This is a genomic window from Collinsella aerofaciens, assembly GCF_028206795.1.
GTDB lineage: Bacteria > Actinomycetota > Coriobacteriia > Coriobacteriales > Coriobacteriaceae > Collinsella > Collinsella aerofaciens_AX.
This window is the reverse complement of the sequence record NZ_JAQLFJ010000012.1, coordinates 11,548-29,604: the sequence shown is the minus strand read 5'-3', so window position 1 is coordinate 29,604 and position 18,057 is coordinate 11,548. Positions and strand designations below refer to the sequence as shown.

Here is an 18,057-nt window from a genome sequence, read left to right as displayed (position 1 = left end):
GAGCGCGGGCATGATGGCTCAACTTGGTGAGCGGCGCGGAATTAAGCACGGAATGAAGAGTGCGGCACTGGCGTGGCGGGGTATGCTGGAGGGGACCATCAACCCAGCGAAAGGGGAGAGCATGACGGATCAGGAAACGCCCGAGCACGCGCATGTGACGGCCGACGATATCGAGGCCGCCAACGACCTTATCGACTTTATCGAGGCATGCCCCAGCATGTTCCATACGGCAGCGACCATTATGGCCGAGCTCGACGAGGCGGGCTTTACCTACCTGCCCGAGAACGCGGCGTGGGACATCGAGCCGGGCGGTCGCTATTACACGCAGCGCAACACCTCGAGCGTTGTTGCCTTTAAGGTGGGCGAGGACCTTGCCGCGACGTGGGGCGAGGACGGCGTTGCCGGCGACTATCATTTCCAGCTCACGGCGTCGCACAGCGATTCTCCGACGTTTAAGGTCAAGGCCGTGCCCGAGCTCGATGGCGCGGGCGAGACGCTGCGCCTGAACACCGAGGCCTACGGCGGCATGATCGACTACACCTGGTTCGACCGTCCGTTGGCACTCGCGGGCCGCGTGTTGGTGCGCGAGGGCGACCGCATCGAGAGCCGTCTGCTCGCTACCGAGCGCGAGGTCGCTATTATTCCGAGCCTTGCCATCCATATGAACCGCGGCGTCAACGAGGGCTTTGCTCCCAACCGAGCCGTTGACCTGTGCCCGCTCATCAGCGCTGGCGACCTTAAGCAGGGCGACTTTGACGCCCTGATCGCCGACGAGCTGGATGTTGAGCCCGAGCAAATTCTGGGCCGCGATCTGTTCCTGGTCAATCGTCAGGATGCGCGCATTTGGGGCTGGGCCGACGAGTTTATCTCGACGCCCAAGCTCGACGACCTTGCCTGCGCCTACACCTCGCTGCAGGCATTTTTGGGTGCCGAGAACGCGCATGACGTCTCGGTCTTCTGCTGCTTTGATAACGAGGAGGTTGGCTCCGAGACCAAGCAGGGCGCCATGTCGACGTTCTTGGCCGACGCGCTGCGCCGCATCAACGGATCGCTGGGCTTTGACGACGAGTCGTACCATCGCGCACTTGCCGCCTCGATGCTCGTGAGCTGCGACAACGCGCATGCCGTGCACCCCAACCACGCCGAGAAGTGTGACGCCCGCAACCAGGTGATGCTCAACGGCGGTATTGTCATCAAGGAGGCCGCCAACCAGCACTACTGCACCGATGCCTTTAGCCGCGCGGTGTTCCAGGCTATTTGCGATGACGCCGACGTACCCACGCAGGCCTTCGCCAACAAGAGTGATATGGCGGGTGGCTCCACGCTCGGCAACCTGTCGAACATGCAGGCGAGCATGCATGCCGTGGACGTGGGCCTGCCGCAGCTGGCCATGCACTCGAGCTACGAGACCGGCGGCGTGCGCGACGTGATGTACGCCATCCGCGCCCTCACCGCCTTCTACGAGCGAAACCTAACCATCAACGGCGCCGAAAGCGTGGAGCTCTAAAACCTACCAAAAAGGGACAGGTTCATTTTGGCAGGTTTTATCTGGGAAAATGCCTCAATGCCAACAGCTGGACAGAATTGTTATGACACCGCAGGTTGGGCAAACGTCAGCGAGCGATGTCCAGAGCGAACAAGTCGGCATGAAAAAGGCGAGGCATTGACCTTCTGGTCGTGCCTCGCCTTTTGAATGGCAAATTGTCGCTCTGGGCGGCGCGCAGCGTCGACCGGTCCGCCGTTCGTTAGAACGGCGGAACAAGATTAGTGCTCGATCCAACAACGTAAAGTTTCGCCGGCTTGCAGGTGACGCAGGTTCTCTGCGGCGATGTCGACAACGTTGTTGAGCGTGGCGGCTAGGTGGAACCAGCCGGAGACGTGTGGCGTGATGAGCATGTTGGGCGCATCCCACAGTGGGCTTGTTTCAGGCAACGGTTCGGGGTCGGTGACGTCGACCGCGGCGCCGGCGAGATGTCCCGACTCCAGGGCGGCAACCAAGTCGTCGGCGACCACAAGGTCGCCGCGGCCGCCGTTGGCAAAGAAGGCGCCCGGTTTCATCGCGGCGAAGAACTCGGCGTTCGCCAGGCCGCGGGTCTCGGGTGTGCTGGGCATAAAGGATGCGACGATGTCAGCCTCGGCCAGGCGCTCGGACAGGGCATCCATACTGTCCATGTCCTCAAACACAATGGGGTAGACGAGCGGGTGGCGCTTGATGCCGCGGACGTGCGCACCCATGTTGCGGCAGAGCGTGGCAAAGTGGCCGCCAATGTCGCCCGCGCCCAGCACCAGCACATTGGCGTTTTTGAGCGAGGTGACCGGCCCCAAATCCTCCCAGCGATGCTCGCGCTGCAGGTCCTGGTAGCCGGGCAGGCGCTTCATCATGGAAAGGACCATGGCAAACATGTGCTCGCTCACGGCCTGACCGTAGGCGCCGATCGAGCAAGACAGCTTGGCTTCAGCCGGCACGGTGCCGGCGGCCAAGTAATCGTCATAGCCGGCGGTCTGCAATTGCAACAGCTGGAGATGCTCGCATGCGGTAAGCAAGGCAGGGTCTATGTTGCCCAAGATCACGTCGGCATCGGCGACCTGCTCGTGCGTGGCGGCGTCGGCGCTCGTGTAGATAAAGTCCTCGCCCGGAGCACTCGACTCAAGAATTGCGCGATGGCGGTCATTGACGGGCAGCAAAACCAGGATGTTCACTAGCGGTCCTCTCCGCTCGACTTGCCAAAAAGGGACAGGTTTATTTTGGCAGGTTTTATCAGGCAAAACGTTTAAATAAAACGCCTGATGCAAGACGAGCGTGCCCGTCAGCATCCGGCGTATCCACGGCTACCAGCTCAGCAGCTCGTAACCATCCTCGGTCACCACGAGTTGTACCTCGCACTGGGCCGAATCGCTGCCGTCCTTGGTACGCACGCACCAACCGTCGCCCTTGCTGATCTTGATGTCGGGCGCTCCGGCGTTGACCATGGGCTCGATGGTAAAGACCATGCCCGGAGCCATGATGGTGTCCACATCGGGCGCCTCGGTGGTAAAGCCCACAAACGGGTCCTCGTGGAACTCCTTACCGATGCCGTGTCCACCGTACTCGCGCACCACGCTAAAGCCGGCGTCCTCGACCGTCTTTTGCACGGCCTCGGCCATCACGGACAACGGCAGCCATGGCTTGACGGCTGTCAGGCCCGCCTCCACGCTGGCGCGGGTGACGTCGACCAGGCGCTGGCGCTCGGCCGAGACCTCGCCGATACAGAACATGCGGCTCGAGTCGCTAAAGTAACCGTCCAGGATCGTGGAGCAGTCCACGTTGATGATGTCGCCCTCGTGCAGCACATCCGCATCGCAGGGGATACCGTGGCAGACGACGTCGTTGATCGAGGTGCACACGCTCTTGGGATAGCCCTCGTAGTTGAGGTCGGCCGGCGTGCCGCCGTGCTCAACGGTGTAGTCGTAGATCATCTGGTCGATCTGGTTGGTGGTCATGCCCGCGGCGATGTGTTCGCCTACGTAATCGAGCACGCCCACGTTGATAGCGGCCGAGCGCTTGATGCCCTCGATATCGGCGGGTGTCTTGTAGAGCGTGCGAGGCAGAACCTCCCAGCCCTCTTCCCACAAGCGCTCGAGGCGCTCATCAAAGGCGCTATGGCATTTCTTGTATTTCTTGCCGCTGCCGCACCAGCAAGCGTCGTTGCGGCCAGGCACGGGTCCTTTGTCATACATGGCTAACTTCCTTTCATCCGCAGCTAGTATAGCCCACCCACGCGTCCATAAAAGTTGCGGTGATATAGTTCCGATTTAAGCGGTTTAACAGCATAAATAGGAACTATATCACCGCAACTGATGGAGCGGGATGGCGGGCACTAGCTGCTGCGTGGTTTTGCTAGTAGCTCACCTGGCAAGGGATGCCGAGGACGCGCACGCGCGCAGCAATGGCGTCGAGCACCTCGGGCGCCGCTTTGGCAAGGCCGGCGACCGGTGTCTCGCGCGCTACCGTGTAGATGGTCGCTTCTTGTGGGCGAATGCGCTCAAGCGCCGCGAGCCAGGGGGCAACGTACTCCTCGCCGGTGTTGTCGATGAGCTTGCCCTGATACTCGCCGGTCAAAAAGATCGTCTGGATAATAACGTGACCGTCAAAGCTTGCGAACGTTTCGATCTGGTGCTCGACGTCGTAGGGGCCAACAGGCTGGTCGAGCAGCTGGATAAACGTCGGGTCGACGGTATCGAGCTTGAGGATGTTGTCGTCGACCATCATGAGCGCGTCGTGCACCTGGGGGCGGTCGGCGCGCGTGCCGTTGGAGAGCACGGCGATCTTGGAGTTTGGGGCAAGCTCGTCGCGCAGCGCGACGGCGCCGGCGATGGCCTGCGGAAACTCCGGTGCGGCGGTGGGCTCGCCGTTGCCTGCGAAGGTGATCACATCGGGGAGCTCGCCCTCGGCTGCCATCTCGCGCAGCTTTGCCTCGAGCGCGTCGAGTACCACGGCAGCCGTGTTGTACGGCTCATGGCAGGGGCGCTCGGCGTTGAGGCCGTTTTCGCAGTAAATGCAGTCGAACGTGCAGATTTTGCCGCTGGCCGGCATCATGTTGACGCCGAGCGAGAGACCAAGGCGACGGCTGCGAACGGGCCCAAAGATGGGGCTGGCATTCAAAAACGTAGACATAGGCATATGCTCCTCAAGACAATTGTGCCTAAGCATAGCATCGGCTCCAAAGCAAGGTGCGGGCTCTTGCTTTACAAGTTTCGTTTTTTCACGTCGCTCATTATGCGGTGCCATGAAAAGCCTCGGGTCGGGTACAGTTAATCTGTTAACAAGGCGTAAGGCAATACGGGTCCATCCAACCGCACTGACGTGCAACCGGATGAGCGTTGGTGATGGGGGCACAACATGGATTTTACGGTCGAGAATGCGGGCACCACGATTGCCTGTCGCGAATATGCCGGCCCAGATGTGTCGCCTGATACTCCTGCCTTGGTGTGCGTGCACGGCGCTTGTGTCGACGGCACATTTTTCGACGGTATCGCTTGTGAGCTCAGTCGCAACTACCGCGTAATTGCCTACGACCGCCGCGGCTGCGGTGGCAGCAGTGATGCGGCAGACGGCGGCTATGATCTTGCCGCTCAGGCCGCCGACCTGCAAGCCGTGATCGAACACGTTGGCGCTCCGGCAAATGTGCTTGCGCATAGCGCCGGTACGTTGGTGGCGCTGGAGCTTCTTCGCACCGAACCCCATCTCGTCGCCCGTGCGATTCTGCATGAGCCGGCTGTGTCGGCCGAAGGCGTCGGCATGGGCGCAGCTCCGGTTTTGCTCGATATGATTGCGGCTGGAAAGGTTTCAAGGGCGCTCCGGCTTTTCTTGGGAGCCCTCGGCGACTTGGACCCCGAGGCTCCCGGGACGACCGAAGCGGAAGCCAAACATGCCCTGCGCAATGGTCGTTGCTTTATGGCCAATGAATACGGAACAAATATGACATATGCTCCCGACTGGGAGCGCGCCCGCGCGTCAAAGGCGGTGTCGGCCGTGTTTTTGGGCGAGCTTTCGGTCGATACACCTCGCGAGGCTGGTACGAGGGTGGCGGCTGAGCTTTTGGGCTGTCCACTCGTAATGGTTCCCGGCGCGCACAACGGCCTGCGCGATCGCCCGACAGCGGCTGCCCAGACTGTCCGTGGCATCCTGGGGTTCTAACAGCTGCAAAAAACAAAACAGGCTTCACTCGCAAACGTTTCGGCCGTGTCAACAAATGTGCTCAAGACCTCACGTCTGCGGCTTCAATCGCGCCGTCTGCCAACTCATAAAAATGTAACAGCATTCACGTGCTTACCTGCATCGGCAAGGTGTTAACCTTGTAACATTTGGAACCCACCGCTACCATGCGAAACTATCGAAAGGGCCCCATATGCTCAATAATCACGAGGTCAATCTAACCGACGAGGAGGCTGCCGCCGAGGTCGCCCGCGTCGCGAAGACCTACCCCGTGGTGCGTTTGCTGTCGGCCGATCAGATTAAGAGCGAGCCTAACTGCCTGCTCGCCGGCAATCGGTGCCCTTGTCTGCGTCAGTCGAGCCTTGAGGCCTTGGCAGACTCCGATGAGGTGTCGGAGCAACTGCTCAACGATGGTGTTGAGTACCGCGCCCGTCTGCGTCCTCTAAAGGTCGAGGGCGAGCCTCACGTCTTGCTGATGGTACGTCCGATTGATGAGCAAGAGGCCACAGAAGAGGACCTTGTCTACACCGACGTGCTGACGGGCGTGTGCAATCGTCGATATTACGAGGAAAAGCTCCGTGGCGCCCGCATGAAGGCCGGTGTTGCGATGATCGACCTTGATGATTTTAGGGTCTTCAACGATACGTGTGGCCGTCATGCCGGCGACCTTGCGCTCGGTGCTGTGGCGACAGCCATACGCAGCGGTATTCGTTCGACTGACGAGCTTGTGCGCTATGGCTGCGACAAGTTTGTGGCCGTCATGCCCGATATTCCCTCCGATGACTTCGCCCGTCGCCTGCGCCAGGTATCCGATGCCGTTCATTCCACGATTATTCCGGGCCATGAGTACGTGAGCTTGACGGCATGTGTTGGTGGCGTTCGCATTCATGGCGAGACGGTCGATGAGGGCGTTGGCCGCGCTGTCCAGTTATTGAGCCGCGCTAAGGCAAAAGCCGGTACGGTCGTGACCGATGCCGATTCCATCGAGGCCTTCCAAAGCGAAAAGCCCTTGGTGCTTATTGTCGATGACTCCGAGATGAACCGAGCCATTCTCAGCGAGATGCTCAAGGACGAGTATTGCATCCTCGAGGCCGATAACGGTCGCGCGGCGCTCGACATGGTCGACCGCTATGGCGATGAATTGTCGCTCGTGCTGCTGGATATTGTCATGCCGGGCATAAGCGGCTTTGAGGTACTGGCCGATCTGTCGCGCCGATCGGGTATCGACAATCTACCTGTCATCATGATTTCGAGCGAAGATTCCGATGATATGGTTCTGCGCGCGTACGAGCTGGGCGCCTCGGACTATATCAACCGCCCGTTTGACTCCCGTGTCGTGCGCCGCCGTGTAAGCAACACCATCCGCCTATACGCCAAACAGCGCCGCCTGACGAACCTGCTGTCCCAGCAGTACAACGAGCGCGTCAAGAACAGTCGCATGCTCATCGATATCATGGCCGGCGTCATGGAGCTTCGCAACGGCGAGAGCGGCAGGCACGTTACGAACATCGAGAAGCTGACCGAGCTGCTGCTTGGCTGTCTGGTCCAGCGTAGCGGCACGATCTCCCTCGACAATGAGGAACGCTCCACGATCGCCCTGGCTTCGGCGCTGCACGATATCGGCAAGATGTCGATTGACGATGCGATTCTCAACAAGCCCGGACGCCTTACGCCCGAGGAGTTCGAGATTATGAAGACGCATACCACGATCGGCGCCGACATGCTGCGTGAGCTGGGTAGCCATCACGCCGGCAATGCGCTTATGGAATACGCGTACCAGATTGCGCGCTGGCACCACGAGCGCTGGGACGGCAAGGGCTATCCCGATGGCCTTAAGGGCGATGAGATCCCCATCGCCGCGCAGGTGGTTTCGGTGGCCGACGTATACGATGCGCTGACGAGCGTGCGCGTGTACAAGGATGCCATTCCACACGAGCAGGCGATTCAGATGATTCTGGACGGTAAGTGCGGCACGTTTAATCCGCTGCTTATCGAGTGCTTGCTTGAGGTGCAAGACCGCATTGCCGAAACATTGGCACGCCCTGCCGATGTCGTTCAGTTTCCCACGATTTAGTTTGACCAAAGGAGTTTTAATCCATGATTTCCATGCGCGAGACGTATGAGAAGATCGGCGCCAATTATGATGACGCTTGCGCTCGGCTGATGGGCGAGGAAATGCTCACCCGCTTTGCCCTCAAGTTTTTGGATGACGAGAGCATGGACAAGCTGGAGGCCGCCATGGCGGCAGGAGACGCCGAAGGTGCGTTTATGGCAGCGCACACGCTCAAGGGCGTGAGTCAGAATCTGTGATTCGATAATCTGTACGAGCCGGCGGTCGTGGTGACCGAGGCGCTGCGCGGCGCCGATTTCGTTGACGGCGCTCGCGAGGGAATGCATGCGTTGCAGCAGCAATATGCGGCTACGATGTCGGCCCTGCGCGAGGCGGGCGAGTAAGAGGTTGTGAGCCTTGGGCTGTGTGCCTGCCGCGTATAGGCAAAAGGGCGCCCCGCCGGACCATGTGGCCGGCGGGGCGCCCTTATCTGTTATGCGGTTCGCGAGCTAGCGCGCCTGCTTAACCTTTGCCGCTGCCTCGACAAACGACTTCCACAGGTTAAAGTCGGTCTCGAGCGTCTTCCACGTGTACTCAGGGTGCCATTGCACGCCTAGGCAGAAGGGTTGCCCCTCGACCTCGATGCACTCGGGAACGCCGTCGGTTGCCTTGGCGACCAAGCGCGTGCTCTTACCCAGACGATCGACGCAGCAGTGATGTGCCGAGTTGGTCTGGATCAGCCTGTGCCCGCCAACCGCGCGCTCCAGCAGCGAGCCCGGCATGACCTCGACAGGGTGCACGGGGTCGTTGAGCACGTGGGTGTGGCGCCACTGCGTGCGACCCTCGCGCGCGCCCAGGCTCGGCACGTCCATGCACAGGGTGCCGCCGGTGGCGACATTGAGCAGCTGCGTGCCGCGGCAGGTGGTAAAGAGCGGCTTTTTGGCGCGGAGTACCTCGTCGACCAGCTTAAACTCAAAGCTATCGCGGATCTCGCAGCAGAGGGTGGGGTCGTAGGGCCGATCATCGCCCCAACGTTTGGGATTGACATCGGGGCCGCCGGGAATGGCGACGCCGTCGGCGATATCGACGTAATGACGGATGACCTCAATGTCCTCGGTGATGGACATCTGCAGCGGCAGGCCGCCGGCGGCAAGGATGGCATCGACAAAGACACTTGCGATTTCCTCGTTGGGGGAGAGCGTCTCGCTCAAAAACGGCTTTGCCTCTTCCCAGCGCGGCGCGACGAGGATGAGCGGACGGTCGGCGGGGGCGACGTCGACATGCGGGGTGTAGGACGATGAGGTGCGGGTTCCGATCATGGTTGCGGCTTTCGAATCCGGGTGGACATGGCACAGGGGTGGCGCGGGGCAAACGTTACTGATGAATTTGCCCGCGTGGCAATTGGGTTAGTGGCCCTTGATGGAGTTGAGGAAGTCCTGGGCGCGCTTGGTCTGGGGGTGGTCGAAGAACTCGTCGGGCGTGCCGGTTTCCACGATCTGGCCGTCGGCCATAAACACGACGCGGTCGGCCACGCGGCGGGCGAAGTTCATCTCGTGCGTGATGACGATCATCGTCATGCCCTGCTGGGCTAGACGGACCATGACCTCGAGCACCTCGTTGATCATTTCGGGGTCAAGGGCACTCGTGGGCTCGTCAAAAAGCATGGCCTTGGGCTGCATGGCGAGCGAGCGGGCGATGGCCACGCGCTGCTGCTGGCCGCCCGAAAGCTGTGCGGGTACCTTGTCGGCCTGCTCGGCCACGCCCACGCGGCTCAGCAGGTCCATGGCGCGCTCACGAGCCTCCTCTTTGGACACGCCCAGCACGTCGACCGGTCCCAGCATGACGTTCTGCAGCACCGTCATATGTGCAAACAGGTTGAACTGTTGGAAAACCATGCCCAGCTCGGCGCGCATGCGGGCAAGATCCTTGCCTTCTTGCGGCAGGGGCTCGCCCTCGATGAGAATCTCGCCCGAGTCGATGGTTTCCAGGCGGTTGATGGTGCGGCACATGGTCGACTTGCCCGAGCCCGAGGGACCGATCACCACGACGACCTCGCCGCGGTCGACCGAGAGATTGATGTCGTTGAGGACGTGCAGATCGCCATAGTGCTTATCGACGTGCTTGAGCTCAATCAGCGGCTGATTGCCGGTAGAAGAGGTGCTCTGTGCCATGGTGCTCGGCTCCTTATGACTCGAAATGGTAAAGCGTTAGCGGATGATGGTCGCGCCGGTCTTGTGCGAGACGTAGACAGCGGCCTTGTTGATCGCGACGTTGATGAGGATATAGATGACCGCGATTACCAGGTAGACCGACACGAGCGCGTCGTAGTTGGTAATGAGCACGCGGGCGTTTTGCATGAGGTCGGGGTAGCTCACCACATAGGCGACGGTGGTGTCTTTGACTACGACCACAAGCTGCGAAATCAACGACGGAATGATAAACCGAATGGCTTGCGGTAACACGATTTTAAAGGTGATTTTAGCTTTGGAGAGACCGAGTGCCTGGGCGGCTTCGACCTGGCCGCGCGGCACGGCGTTGACGCCGGCACGGAAGATCTCGGCAAGTACACCGGCGGCAGCGAGCGCGACGGGAAGCGTGAGCATCCAAAACGACGGCAGCGCGATTTTGTACTGGGGCAGCACCAAAAAGAAGAAGTAGATGAACAGCAGGCTCGGCACGCCGCGGAAGAAATCGGTGAGCACGCGGCAAACCAGCTGCAACGGCTTAATGTCGCTGGTGCGGCCGAGCATAAGGGCTAAGCCCAGCACCAGCGCGATGGCGCCGGCGGTGAGTGCGACTTTAACGGTGCCCTCAAAGCCGGCAAGCAGGAACTTCCAGGTGGTGAGGTGCGTAAAGAAATACCAATAGTGGACTGAAAGCTGACCGGTCACATAAAAGCGCTGCAGCACGAGGACGACGAGCACGGCGACGGCGACAAGCGAGATGGCGGTGCCGATGCGAATCTTGGCGCGCATCTTGGGGCCGGGAGCCTCGTAGAGCGCATCGCGCATGGTAAGTGCAGGGGAGGAATGTTTGCTCATCGGAGGATCCTCACCTTCTTATCGATGTAGTTGCCAATGTGGCTCACCACAAAGGCCGTGCCCAGGTAGCCGAGCGCCGAGATAAAGAACGCGGCGACGCCGCCGAGCGAGCGCGTGTTGATGTAGCTCACCACGCCGGTGAGCTCCTGCGGTTTAAGCGGCACCTGGCTGCCGAGCGCGGTGGTGAGCATGACGGCGATAAAGAGGTTGGTCATGGGCAATACGCTCGAGCGCAGCGCCTGCGGAATCACGATCTTGGCGAGGATGCGGCTGAAGCTCATGCCGAGCGAGCGGGCGGCTTCCACCTGGCCGACGCCGACGGTGTTGATGCCGCTCATAAAGTTCTCGGAGCCAAAGGCCGAGCCCAAAAGGACCGTGGCGACGATAACGCAGGTGCGGTAGGGCAGGACGACTTTGAGCGGCGGCAGCGCGTAGACGACGATGATGAGCAGCGCGATGCCGGGGATGTTACGGAAGACCTGGACATACAGGTCGCCAAAGACGCGCAGCGGCTTGAGCGGCGACACGCGCATCACGGTGACGGCGACGGCCAGCACCATGGCGATGGCAAACGACTCAAGCGTCATGCCCCAGGTTGCTAGCAGCGCGTCGATATAGTTCTGGCCATAGAGCGACCAGAGCTCGGAGAGACTCATGCGGACCTCCCGCCGATAAGGAAAGGGGCTCCCGTGTGTACGGAAGCCCCGACAACTCAGTGAGGAAACAGTTTAGCGCAATAAAGCGAATCGTGCGTTTCCGTATGGTTTCGCAGCGGCTGATGCCCAGCTTGCGAGCTTAGGCGCCGACCTCGGGGAGCTCGGGAACATTGGTGTCGCCCGTACGGTCACCAATGCAGATCTGCCACAGCTCGGTCCAGGTGCCATCGTCCTCGATCTTCTTAAGGAAGTCGTTAACGAAGGCGACGCCGTCGGAATCGAGCGGTAGGCCGATGCCGTAGGGCTCCTTGCTGCCGAAGGGCTTGCCGGCGATCTTGTACTTACCGGGCTCGCGGACCAGGGCGCTTTGCTGCATGTTGTTATCGATGACGTAGGCGTCAACGCGGCCCTGCTGGAGTGCCTGGCGGGCCTCCTCGTCGGTCTTGAACTCCTGCTGGCTGGCCTTGGGAGCGAACTCCTCAAGGATGGCGGGGCCGTTGGAGCCGGACTGGACAGCGACGTTCTTGTCGGCCAGGTCGTCGACGCTCTTGATGTCGTCGTTATCGGCGAGCACCAGGATGGCCTGCTGGGTGTAGTAGTAGGGGCCGGCAAAGGAGACAAGCTTCTTGCGCTCGTCAGTGATGGTGTAGGTGGCAAAGACGGCGTCGACCTGGCCGTTCTGCAGGACGGACTCGCGCGTGTCCGAGGTCACCTGGGTGATCTCGACCTTGTTCTCGCCCAGAATGTAGTTGGACAGGAGCTGTGCGATACCGGCATCGAAGCCGCGGGTCTGACCGTCTTTCTCGTTGAGGAGGGAGAAGAGCGTGGAGGTCTGAACGCCACCGATCTTAAAGACGCCGGCGTCCTTAACGGCCGTGGCCCAGGTGCTGGCGGCGATGGCGTCGTCATCGGCCTTGGGGCCGTTGTCGACGAGCTTGTCGAATGCCTTAGCGTCGAGCGTGGTGGAAGCCTCGGTATCCTCGGAGCTCTTGGAGGAGCCGGCGGCGGAACCCTTGTCGGCCTCGGCGCTGGTGTCGGAGCAGCCGGCAAGACCAAGGCCGGCGACGGTTGCGAAGGTAGCGGCGACAAAGCCGCGGCGGTCGAGAACGACCTGCTGGGAGAGGTTCTTGCTCATAGGAGAACACCTTTCTCAATAAAATCCCTAGCGGTTGAGTAGAGTTATACCCTATCGCGCTCAAATGGGTCAACACGAAATAACTCAGAAACATACTTACTTTATGGGTTATTCTACCTACCAAAAAGGGACAGGTTTATTTTGGCAGGTTTTACTTGGGCAAACGTCGATTATTGCAGCTGAGATAGTGCTTTGAAATCCACCACAAAGGGGACAGGCACCTTTGTGGTGGTTCTTGCAGATGTGGCGGCCTGCCTTGCTGTTTTGTCTCAATCTGAAACAGTTAGACGGGAATTCGGGCCCTAGATGTTACAGATTGAGATAATCGCGTCGCGAAAATAAAAACCTCCGCAGGGGTGCTTCCCTTGCGGAGGTTTTTTCTACTCGTTCAGCAGACGTACGGTTTCGGCGGCCATGTTCTCGACCGTCATGCCGTTCTGCGCGAGCAGTTCGTTGGGGTCGTAGCGGTCGGGGAAGCCCTTGGCGATGCCGAAGGTGCGTGTGCGCACTGGCGTGCAGGCCAAGTAGCACGCGACACGCTCGCCCCAGCCGCCGTCCAATATGCCGTCCTCGAGGGTGACGACAACGCGATGCTCGGTGGCAAGGCTGTCGAGGAACTCGCGGTCGAGTTCGGTTGCAAAGCGCGGGTTGACGAGCGTGGCCTCGATGCCGTACTCGGCAGCCAAGCGGTTTGCCACGCGCTCGCCCAGCTCAAAGAAATCGCCAAGCGCAAGCACGGCCACATCGCGGCCCTGACGTACGACGTTGTAGCGAACGGCGCTGTAGTCGGTGTCCTCGGCGGGCGCCAAATCGGGGCGGCTCACCAGGCCAATGCCGGGCACGCGGATCGCCACGGGATGCTCGCGGTGGTCGAGTGACCAGCTCAGCATGGACAGATATTCCTCCATGCAGGCCGGTGCCAGGTAGCGCATGTTGGGAAGTCCGCCCAGCATGGAAATATCAAAGAACGAGAGGTGCGTCTCGGACGTGGTGCCAAAGATCGACGCGCCAAACACTAGAATGGTTGCGGGGGCGTCGTTGAGGCACAGATCGTGCCACAGCTCGTCGTAGGCGCGCTGCAAAAACGTGCCGTACACACCAAAGACTGGCTTGGCGCCCGAGCGCGCAAGCGCGGTGGCAAAGGTCACGGCGTGCTCCTCGGCAATGCCCACATCGACGAACTGTTTGCCGGCGGCAGCGCGAAGCTCAGGTGTAAAGCCCATGATGTAGGGCGTGGCGGCCGTGATGCCCACGACCTGCGGATCGCGCCCGATGGCGGCGCTGAGCGCCTCGCCCGTAATGTCGGCATAGGTGCGCGGCGCAGGCTCGCTCGGATGGCCCGGGCAGAGCTTGCGTCCAGTTGCCATGTCAAACGGACCCACGTGATGCCAGCGTTCGGGGTCGTTCTGGGCTGGCTCAAAGCCCTTGCCCTTGGCGGTCGAGACGTGCAGCACGATGGGATGATCGATATTGCGCAGTTCCTGCAACGCGTCGACGAGGGCCAACACGTCGTTACCGGCGTCCAGGTAGCGGTAGTCGAGCCCCATCGCGCGGAAAACGTTGCGCTCACAGGTGCCGTTGCTGGCGCGCAGCTCGGCCAGATTGCGATACAGGCCGCCATGGTTCTCGGCAATGGACTGGTCGTTATCGTTGACGATGATGATCAGGTTGCTATCGAGTTCGGCGGCATTGTTAAAGCCCTCAAACGCCAGACCGCCCGAAAGCGAACCGTCGCCAATGATGGTAATGACGTTGTAGCTGTCGCCCGCCAGATCGCGGGCGTGTGCCAAGCCGCAGCCCAGGCTCACCGACGTGGAGGTATGGCCCATGGCGAACAGGTCGTGCTCGGACTCGTCGGGATTGGCAAAGCCAGAAGCCTCACCATAACGCTCCGGATCGATATAAGTGTACGCGCGCCCGGTCAGCGCCTTGTGGGCGTAGGTCTGGTGCGAAACGTCAAAGACAATCTTGTCGATGGGGGAGTTAAATACGCGATGAAGCGCAACCGTAAGCTCAACGACGCCCAAGTTGGGGGCAACGTGCCCGCCGACGGCGGCGGAGCTTTCGAGGATTGCCTGACGGATCTCGCCGCAGAGCAGCGGAAGCTCGGCGCGGTCGAGAGCCTTGACGTCCTCGGGCGTTGTCGTTTGCGTAAGCAGCATCGTTGTGGGTTACTCCATGCGAATCGTGCGCCGGCACTCCCTCGGCCGGCACAATTGCACAAGACAGTCTCGCACATTTTGGCGTTTGATATGTGACGGCGGCGCGGTAATTCGCCAACTGGTGGGGCAAAACGTTTTGTCCGATGCCATACTGATATGTTCCATGATGTTTTTATCGATTGTGCACAGGCCGTGGCTTGTCGCCGTGAGTCGCTGGAAGGAGGCAGCATGTCCGATGCCGTTCGTGCCGAAAAAATCGCGCACGAGGTCGACTATGCCGCCCGCCAGCTGGCCCAGGCGGGCCGCTTGGACCTGACGCACGAGTTTATCCAGCATGGCGACGTGACGGTCTATGCACATGTGACTTCGGTAGCGCGGGCGAGCCTGTCCTTTGCCGAGCGCTTGGGCCGTGCTGGCATTTCGGTCGACCGTGCTTCGTTGTTGCGCGGGGCCCTGCTGCACGATTACTTTCTCTACGATTGGCACGACCCCGACCCGAGCCATCGACTGCACGGATTTCGGCATCCATTTTTTGCCCTGGCACGTGCGGAGGAAGATTTTGAGCTGACGCCGCGCGAACGGAATATTATCGTGCGGCATATGTTTCCGCTGGTGCCGGTGCCGCCGACGTGTCGCGAGGCGTGGATTGTTTGCCTGGCGGATAAATGGTGTGCTCTGCGTGAGACGGTCGCCGGACGCCTGCGGCGCAAGGACGAGGCGGACGATGGCGTGAGCAGCGAATCGAGTGAAAAGAGGAGAGGGTAGACGGTGGGGACCGCGATTAATATGGCGTTTGGCGGCGCGACGCTTGCCGCCTGCCCACTCTCGGCACTGGTGCTCCCGTTTGCCTTTTACGGGTTTTGCGGTTGGGCATGGGAGTCGACAGTATGCGCCATGCTCAATCACGGACGATTTGCCAACAGTGGCTTTTTGCTGGGGCCGTGCTGCCCCATCTATGGCGCGGGCGGCATTGCCTGCTGGCTGCTGTTGCGCGGGATTTCGGATGCCTTGAGCCAGTTTGTCGCTGCAGCGCTCGTATGCAGCGTGATTGAGTACAGCGTAGGCGTGCTGTTGGAAAAAACAACGGGCGCTCGCTTTTGGGATTACTCGCACCTGCCGTTTAACTTGCACGGACGCATCTGTCTGTACTGGGCTTGCGCGTTTGGCTTGGGTGCGTTGTGCATTTGTCGTTTAGTGGAGCCGACATTGCTGGGACTGCTTGGCCATCTGCCGGTGCTGATTGTGCGGCTGTCCGCCTTTATCGTCGCGGTCGCGATGATGGTCGACGCGGTGTGCTCGTTGGCGAGCTGGCGGCGTCTGTCTGATCAGCTGGAGCGCGTCCGGGCCGACCTTGCCGACCGCATCAATGAGTCGCTTGCCGATGCCTCGGACTCAATGCTCGAACGTATTCCCGATTCTACGATTGACTCGGTGGCACAGACGCACATCCGTAGCCGTGCCGTTAACGCGTGGCTGGCCGAGCTGGGTGACGCCGCGCTCGATGCCCTGCGCGAGAAGGCTTCGATGCCGACGTTTATCGCGGATGGTGCTCGCGGCCTGGCGCTTGCCGCCCGCCGCGTGGCCGATGCCGCGCCGAGCATGCCGCGTCCGTCGCTCGGTCGTCGCCTTGCCGGCAAGCGCATGAGCCGTCCGGTGCCGAGCGTGTCGCTCAGTCGTCGCGACCTGCGCTTCTTCAATGCCTTCCCGCGTTTGCGCATCAATCGCTACGAGGGCGTCATCCGAGCAACTAATCTCCGCGACCGCGCCCACGAGCTGTTTCGGCGCTAGCCGGGATGGGCGCGCTCACGGCTCCCTTGCTCGCGTATTTCCCGTTCGTTTCGCGTCCGTTGCCGCGCCGTTTCTAAGATTGCGGCACCGTTTCCATTCGACAACGCAGCGTTTAACAACGCCGTATCTGGTCTACACCAGTTGCCCCTCGGCCGCATTATGGGCGCCGACAACGTTCATGCGATCAAGGGGGAGCGAATGTACGATACGGGATCGACAACGTTTATGCTCATCTGCACCATGCTTGTGTTTTTAATGACACCGGGTCTGGCGTTTTTCTATGGCGGCCTGTCCAGGCGCAAAAATGTCATCAACACCATACTCATGTGCTTTGGCGCCATTGGCCTGGTTGGTGTGCTGTGGATTGTTGCCGGCTGGTCGCTGGCCTACGGCAGCGACGGTTCCAGCCCGTTTATTGGAGGCCTTGACCAGCTGCTGTGCCTGCCGGTACTCAACCAGGTGCTGCAGGCGGCCGAGGGCAATGCCACTGACGGCGCCGCCTACCCTCAGATCATTAACATCGCCTTCCAGATGGCGTTTGCCATGATCACGGCCGCCATCGTTACGGGTAGCCTGGCAGGTCGCGTTAAGTTTGGCGCTATGGCGGCCTTCTTAGGCATTTGGCTGCTCGTGGTCTATGCGCCGCTCGCCCACATGGTTTGGGGCGGCGAGGGCTCTTTTATCGGCGACATCATCGGCGCGCTCGACTTTGCGGGCGGCGACGTGGTGCACATTTCGTCCGGTCTCACGGGCCTGATCCTCTGCCTAATGCTCGGCCGTCGTCGCGGCTTTGGCATGGTGAGCTACCGTCCGCATAACGTGCCGTTTGTGGCGCTGGGCGCCGGTCTGCTTTGGTTTGGTTGGTTTGGCTTTAACGGCGGCAGCGAGTTTAATGCCGACGCCGTGGCGGCGCTCGCCATCCTCAACACCGTGACGGCCAGCGCGGCGGGTATGGTTTCGTGGCTTGCCGTTGAGCGCGTGCACACCGGTTGCCCCACGCTGGTGGGCGCCAGCACCGGTCTGGTTGCGGGCCTTGTGGTGGTCACGCCGGGTGCGGGCTTTGTCGAGCCGTGGGCGGCGCTGGTCATGGGTCTGATCGTCTCGCCCGTCTGCTATCTGGCCATCAGCCATCTTAAGACCAAGTTTGGCTACGACGACGCACTCGACGCGTTCGGTTGCCATGGTATCGGCGGCATCCTGGGCGGCGTGCTCACGGGCCTGTTCTGCGTGCCGGAGCTCTCGTGGACCGGTAAGGGCGGCCTGTTCTACACGGGCGACGTGTCGCTGCTCGTTTCGCAGATTCTGGGCATTGTGGTGACGGTCGCTATTGTGCTGGTGCTCGATTTGGTGATTGTCGCGGTGGTCAAGGCACTGTTCCGCGGCAGCCTGCGCGTGGACGAGGCCGACGAGGCCCTGGGTCTGGATGCGAGTCAGCACGGCGAGAGCGCCTATCCTTCTTTCTCCGGACTCGATTAGCAGCTTCCCCAAGCACCGCACCTTGCCGTTCAATCGTCGCTCACGTACTTAAGT

General features: G+C 60.9%; 16 protein-coding genes. 7 read left to right on the top strand and 9 right to left on the bottom strand.

Features of this window, described 5'->3' with window-relative positions:
* The first annotated feature begins 121 nt into the window (after positions 1-121).
* Complete coding sequence (locus tag PMX70_RS08375) at positions 122-1,507, top strand: M18 family aminopeptidase (RefSeq protein WP_271743356.1); 1,386 nt, start codon at positions 122-124, stop codon at positions 1,505-1,507.
* Positions 1,508-1,764: 257 nt separating this feature from the next.
* Here PMX70_RS08375 and PMX70_RS08370 read toward each other — a convergent pair whose 3' ends face one another.
* The 3 genes from PMX70_RS08370 to PMX70_RS08360 form a co-directional block, all read right to left on the bottom strand.
* Positions 1,765-2,700 carry a D-2-hydroxyacid dehydrogenase gene (locus PMX70_RS08370; RefSeq protein WP_271743355.1) on the bottom strand — a complete coding sequence of 312 codons (936 nt, stop codon included), beginning with the start codon at positions 2,698-2,700 and terminating at the stop codon, positions 1,765-1,767.
* A gap of 129 nt (positions 2,701-2,829) precedes the next feature.
* Positions 2,830-3,717, bottom strand: a complete 888-nt coding sequence (gene map / locus PMX70_RS08365) for a type I methionyl aminopeptidase (RefSeq protein WP_138339538.1) — start codon at positions 3,715-3,717, stop codon at positions 2,830-2,832.
* A gap of 160 nt (positions 3,718-3,877) precedes the next feature.
* Complete coding sequence (locus tag PMX70_RS08360; RefSeq protein ID WP_138339539.1) at positions 3,878-4,654, bottom strand: radical SAM protein; 777 nt, start codon at positions 4,652-4,654, stop codon at positions 3,878-3,880.
* Positions 4,655-4,879: 225 nt separating this feature from the next.
* Here PMX70_RS08360 and PMX70_RS08355 point away from each other — a divergent pair, with 225 nt between their 5' ends.
* The 3 genes from PMX70_RS08355 (at position 4,880) to PMX70_RS08345 (ending at position 8,005) form a co-directional block, all read left to right on the top strand.
* Entirely contained in the window at positions 4,880-5,677 is a 798-nt protein-coding gene (locus PMX70_RS08355; protein ID WP_271743354.1) for an alpha/beta fold hydrolase, read from the top strand.
* A 211-nt stretch (positions 5,678-5,888) separates the two neighbouring features.
* Positions 5,889-7,769 carry a diguanylate cyclase gene (locus PMX70_RS08350; RefSeq protein ID WP_271743353.1) on the top strand — a complete coding sequence of 627 codons (1,881 nt, stop codon included), beginning with the start codon at positions 5,889-5,891 and terminating at the stop codon, positions 7,767-7,769.
* A gap of 23 nt (positions 7,770-7,792) precedes the next feature.
* Positions 7,793-8,005 (top strand): hypothetical protein, encoded by a 213-nt coding sequence (locus PMX70_RS08345; RefSeq protein WP_271743352.1) that lies wholly within the window; start codon positions 7,793-7,795, stop codon positions 8,003-8,005.
* Positions 8,006-8,254: 249 nt separating this feature from the next.
* Here the strand turns inward: PMX70_RS08345 and PMX70_RS08340 are convergent, their stop codons facing one another.
* The 6 genes from PMX70_RS08340 to PMX70_RS08315 form a co-directional block, all read right to left on the bottom strand.
* Positions 8,255-9,064, bottom strand: coding sequence for a gamma-glutamyl-gamma-aminobutyrate hydrolase family protein (locus PMX70_RS08340; RefSeq protein WP_271743351.1), 810 nt, complete (start codon positions 9,062-9,064; stop codon positions 8,255-8,257).
* Between the two features lie 87 nt (positions 9,065-9,151).
* On the bottom strand, positions 9,152-9,916 hold the full coding sequence (locus tag PMX70_RS08335) for an amino acid ABC transporter ATP-binding protein (protein ID WP_089572310.1): 765 nt from the start codon (positions 9,914-9,916) through the stop codon (positions 9,152-9,154).
* 36 nt (positions 9,917-9,952) lie between these two features.
* Positions 9,953-10,786 (bottom strand): amino acid ABC transporter permease, encoded by an 834-nt coding sequence (locus PMX70_RS08330; protein ID WP_271743350.1) that lies wholly within the window; start codon positions 10,784-10,786, stop codon positions 9,953-9,955.
* Positions 10,783-11,442 carry an amino acid ABC transporter permease gene (locus tag PMX70_RS08325; RefSeq protein WP_022094657.1) on the bottom strand — a complete coding sequence of 220 codons (660 nt, stop codon included), beginning with the start codon at positions 11,440-11,442 and terminating at the stop codon, positions 10,783-10,785. The genes PMX70_RS08330 and PMX70_RS08325 overlap by 4 nt, the downstream gene beginning before the upstream one ends.
* A gap of 139 nt (positions 11,443-11,581) precedes the next feature.
* Positions 11,582-12,577, bottom strand: coding sequence for a glutamate ABC transporter substrate-binding protein (locus PMX70_RS08320; protein WP_271743349.1), 996 nt, complete (start codon positions 12,575-12,577; stop codon positions 11,582-11,584).
* Between the two features lie 380 nt (positions 12,578-12,957).
* Positions 12,958-14,739, bottom strand: coding sequence for a 1-deoxy-D-xylulose-5-phosphate synthase (locus PMX70_RS08315; RefSeq protein ID WP_271743348.1), 1,782 nt, complete (start codon positions 14,737-14,739; stop codon positions 12,958-12,960).
* A 228-nt stretch (positions 14,740-14,967) separates the two neighbouring features.
* Here PMX70_RS08315 and PMX70_RS08310 point away from each other — a divergent pair, with 228 nt between their 5' ends.
* From PMX70_RS08310 to PMX70_RS08300, 3 genes are all read left to right on the top strand, one after another.
* Complete coding sequence (locus PMX70_RS08310; RefSeq protein ID WP_271743347.1) at positions 14,968-15,504, top strand: HD domain-containing protein; 537 nt, start codon at positions 14,968-14,970, stop codon at positions 15,502-15,504.
* 3 nt (positions 15,505-15,507) lie between these two features.
* On the top strand, positions 15,508-16,527 hold the full coding sequence (locus PMX70_RS08305; protein ID WP_271743346.1) for a putative ABC transporter permease: 1,020 nt from the start codon (positions 15,508-15,510) through the stop codon (positions 16,525-16,527).
* Between the two features lie 198 nt (positions 16,528-16,725).
* On the top strand, positions 16,726-18,003 hold the full coding sequence (locus tag PMX70_RS08300; RefSeq protein WP_271743345.1) for an ammonium transporter: 1,278 nt from the start codon (positions 16,726-16,728) through the stop codon (positions 18,001-18,003).
* Positions 18,004-18,057 lie beyond the last annotated feature (54 nt).

Excerpts from the sequence above, each read along its gene's own strand:
- PMX70_RS08355 (WP_271743354.1), top strand. The coding sequence starts at position 4,880 with ATGGATTTTACGGTCGAGAATGCGGGCACCACGATTGCCTGTCGCGAA.
- PMX70_RS08315 (WP_271743348.1), bottom strand. The coding sequence starts at position 14,739 with ATGCTGCTTACGCAAACGACAACGCCCGAGGACGTCAAGGCTCTCGAC.
- PMX70_RS08300 (WP_271743345.1), top strand. The coding sequence starts at position 16,726 with ATGTACGATACGGGATCGACAACGTTTATGCTCATCTGCACCATGCTT.
- PMX70_RS08335 (WP_089572310.1), bottom strand. The coding sequence starts at position 9,916 with ATGGCACAGAGCACCTCTTCTACCGGCAATCAGCCGCTGATTGAGCTC.
- PMX70_RS08330 (WP_271743350.1), bottom strand. The coding sequence starts at position 10,786 with ATGAGCAAACATTCCTCCCCTGCACTTACCATGCGCGATGCGCTCTAC.
- PMX70_RS08310 (WP_271743347.1), top strand. The coding sequence starts at position 14,968 with ATGTCCGATGCCGTTCGTGCCGAAAAAATCGCGCACGAGGTCGACTAT.
- PMX70_RS08340 (WP_271743351.1), bottom strand. The coding sequence starts at position 9,064 with ATGATCGGAACCCGCACCTCATCGTCCTACACCCCGCATGTCGACGTC.
- PMX70_RS08360 (WP_138339539.1), bottom strand. The coding sequence starts at position 4,654 with ATGTCTACGTTTTTGAATGCCAGCCCCATCTTTGGGCCCGTTCGCAGC.
- PMX70_RS08325 (WP_022094657.1), bottom strand. The coding sequence starts at position 11,442 with ATGAGTCTCTCCGAGCTCTGGTCGCTCTATGGCCAGAACTATATCGAC.
- PMX70_RS08320 (WP_271743349.1), bottom strand. The coding sequence starts at position 12,577 with ATGAGCAAGAACCTCTCCCAGCAGGTCGTTCTCGACCGCCGCGGCTTT.
- PMX70_RS08350 (WP_271743353.1), top strand. The coding sequence starts at position 5,889 with ATGCTCAATAATCACGAGGTCAATCTAACCGACGAGGAGGCTGCCGCC.
- PMX70_RS08375 (WP_271743356.1), top strand. The coding sequence starts at position 122 with ATGACGGATCAGGAAACGCCCGAGCACGCGCATGTGACGGCCGACGAT.
- map (WP_138339538.1), bottom strand. The coding sequence starts at position 3,717 with ATGTATGACAAAGGACCCGTGCCTGGCCGCAACGACGCTTGCTGGTGC.
- PMX70_RS08345 (WP_271743352.1), top strand. The coding sequence starts at position 7,793 with ATGATTTCCATGCGCGAGACGTATGAGAAGATCGGCGCCAATTATGAT.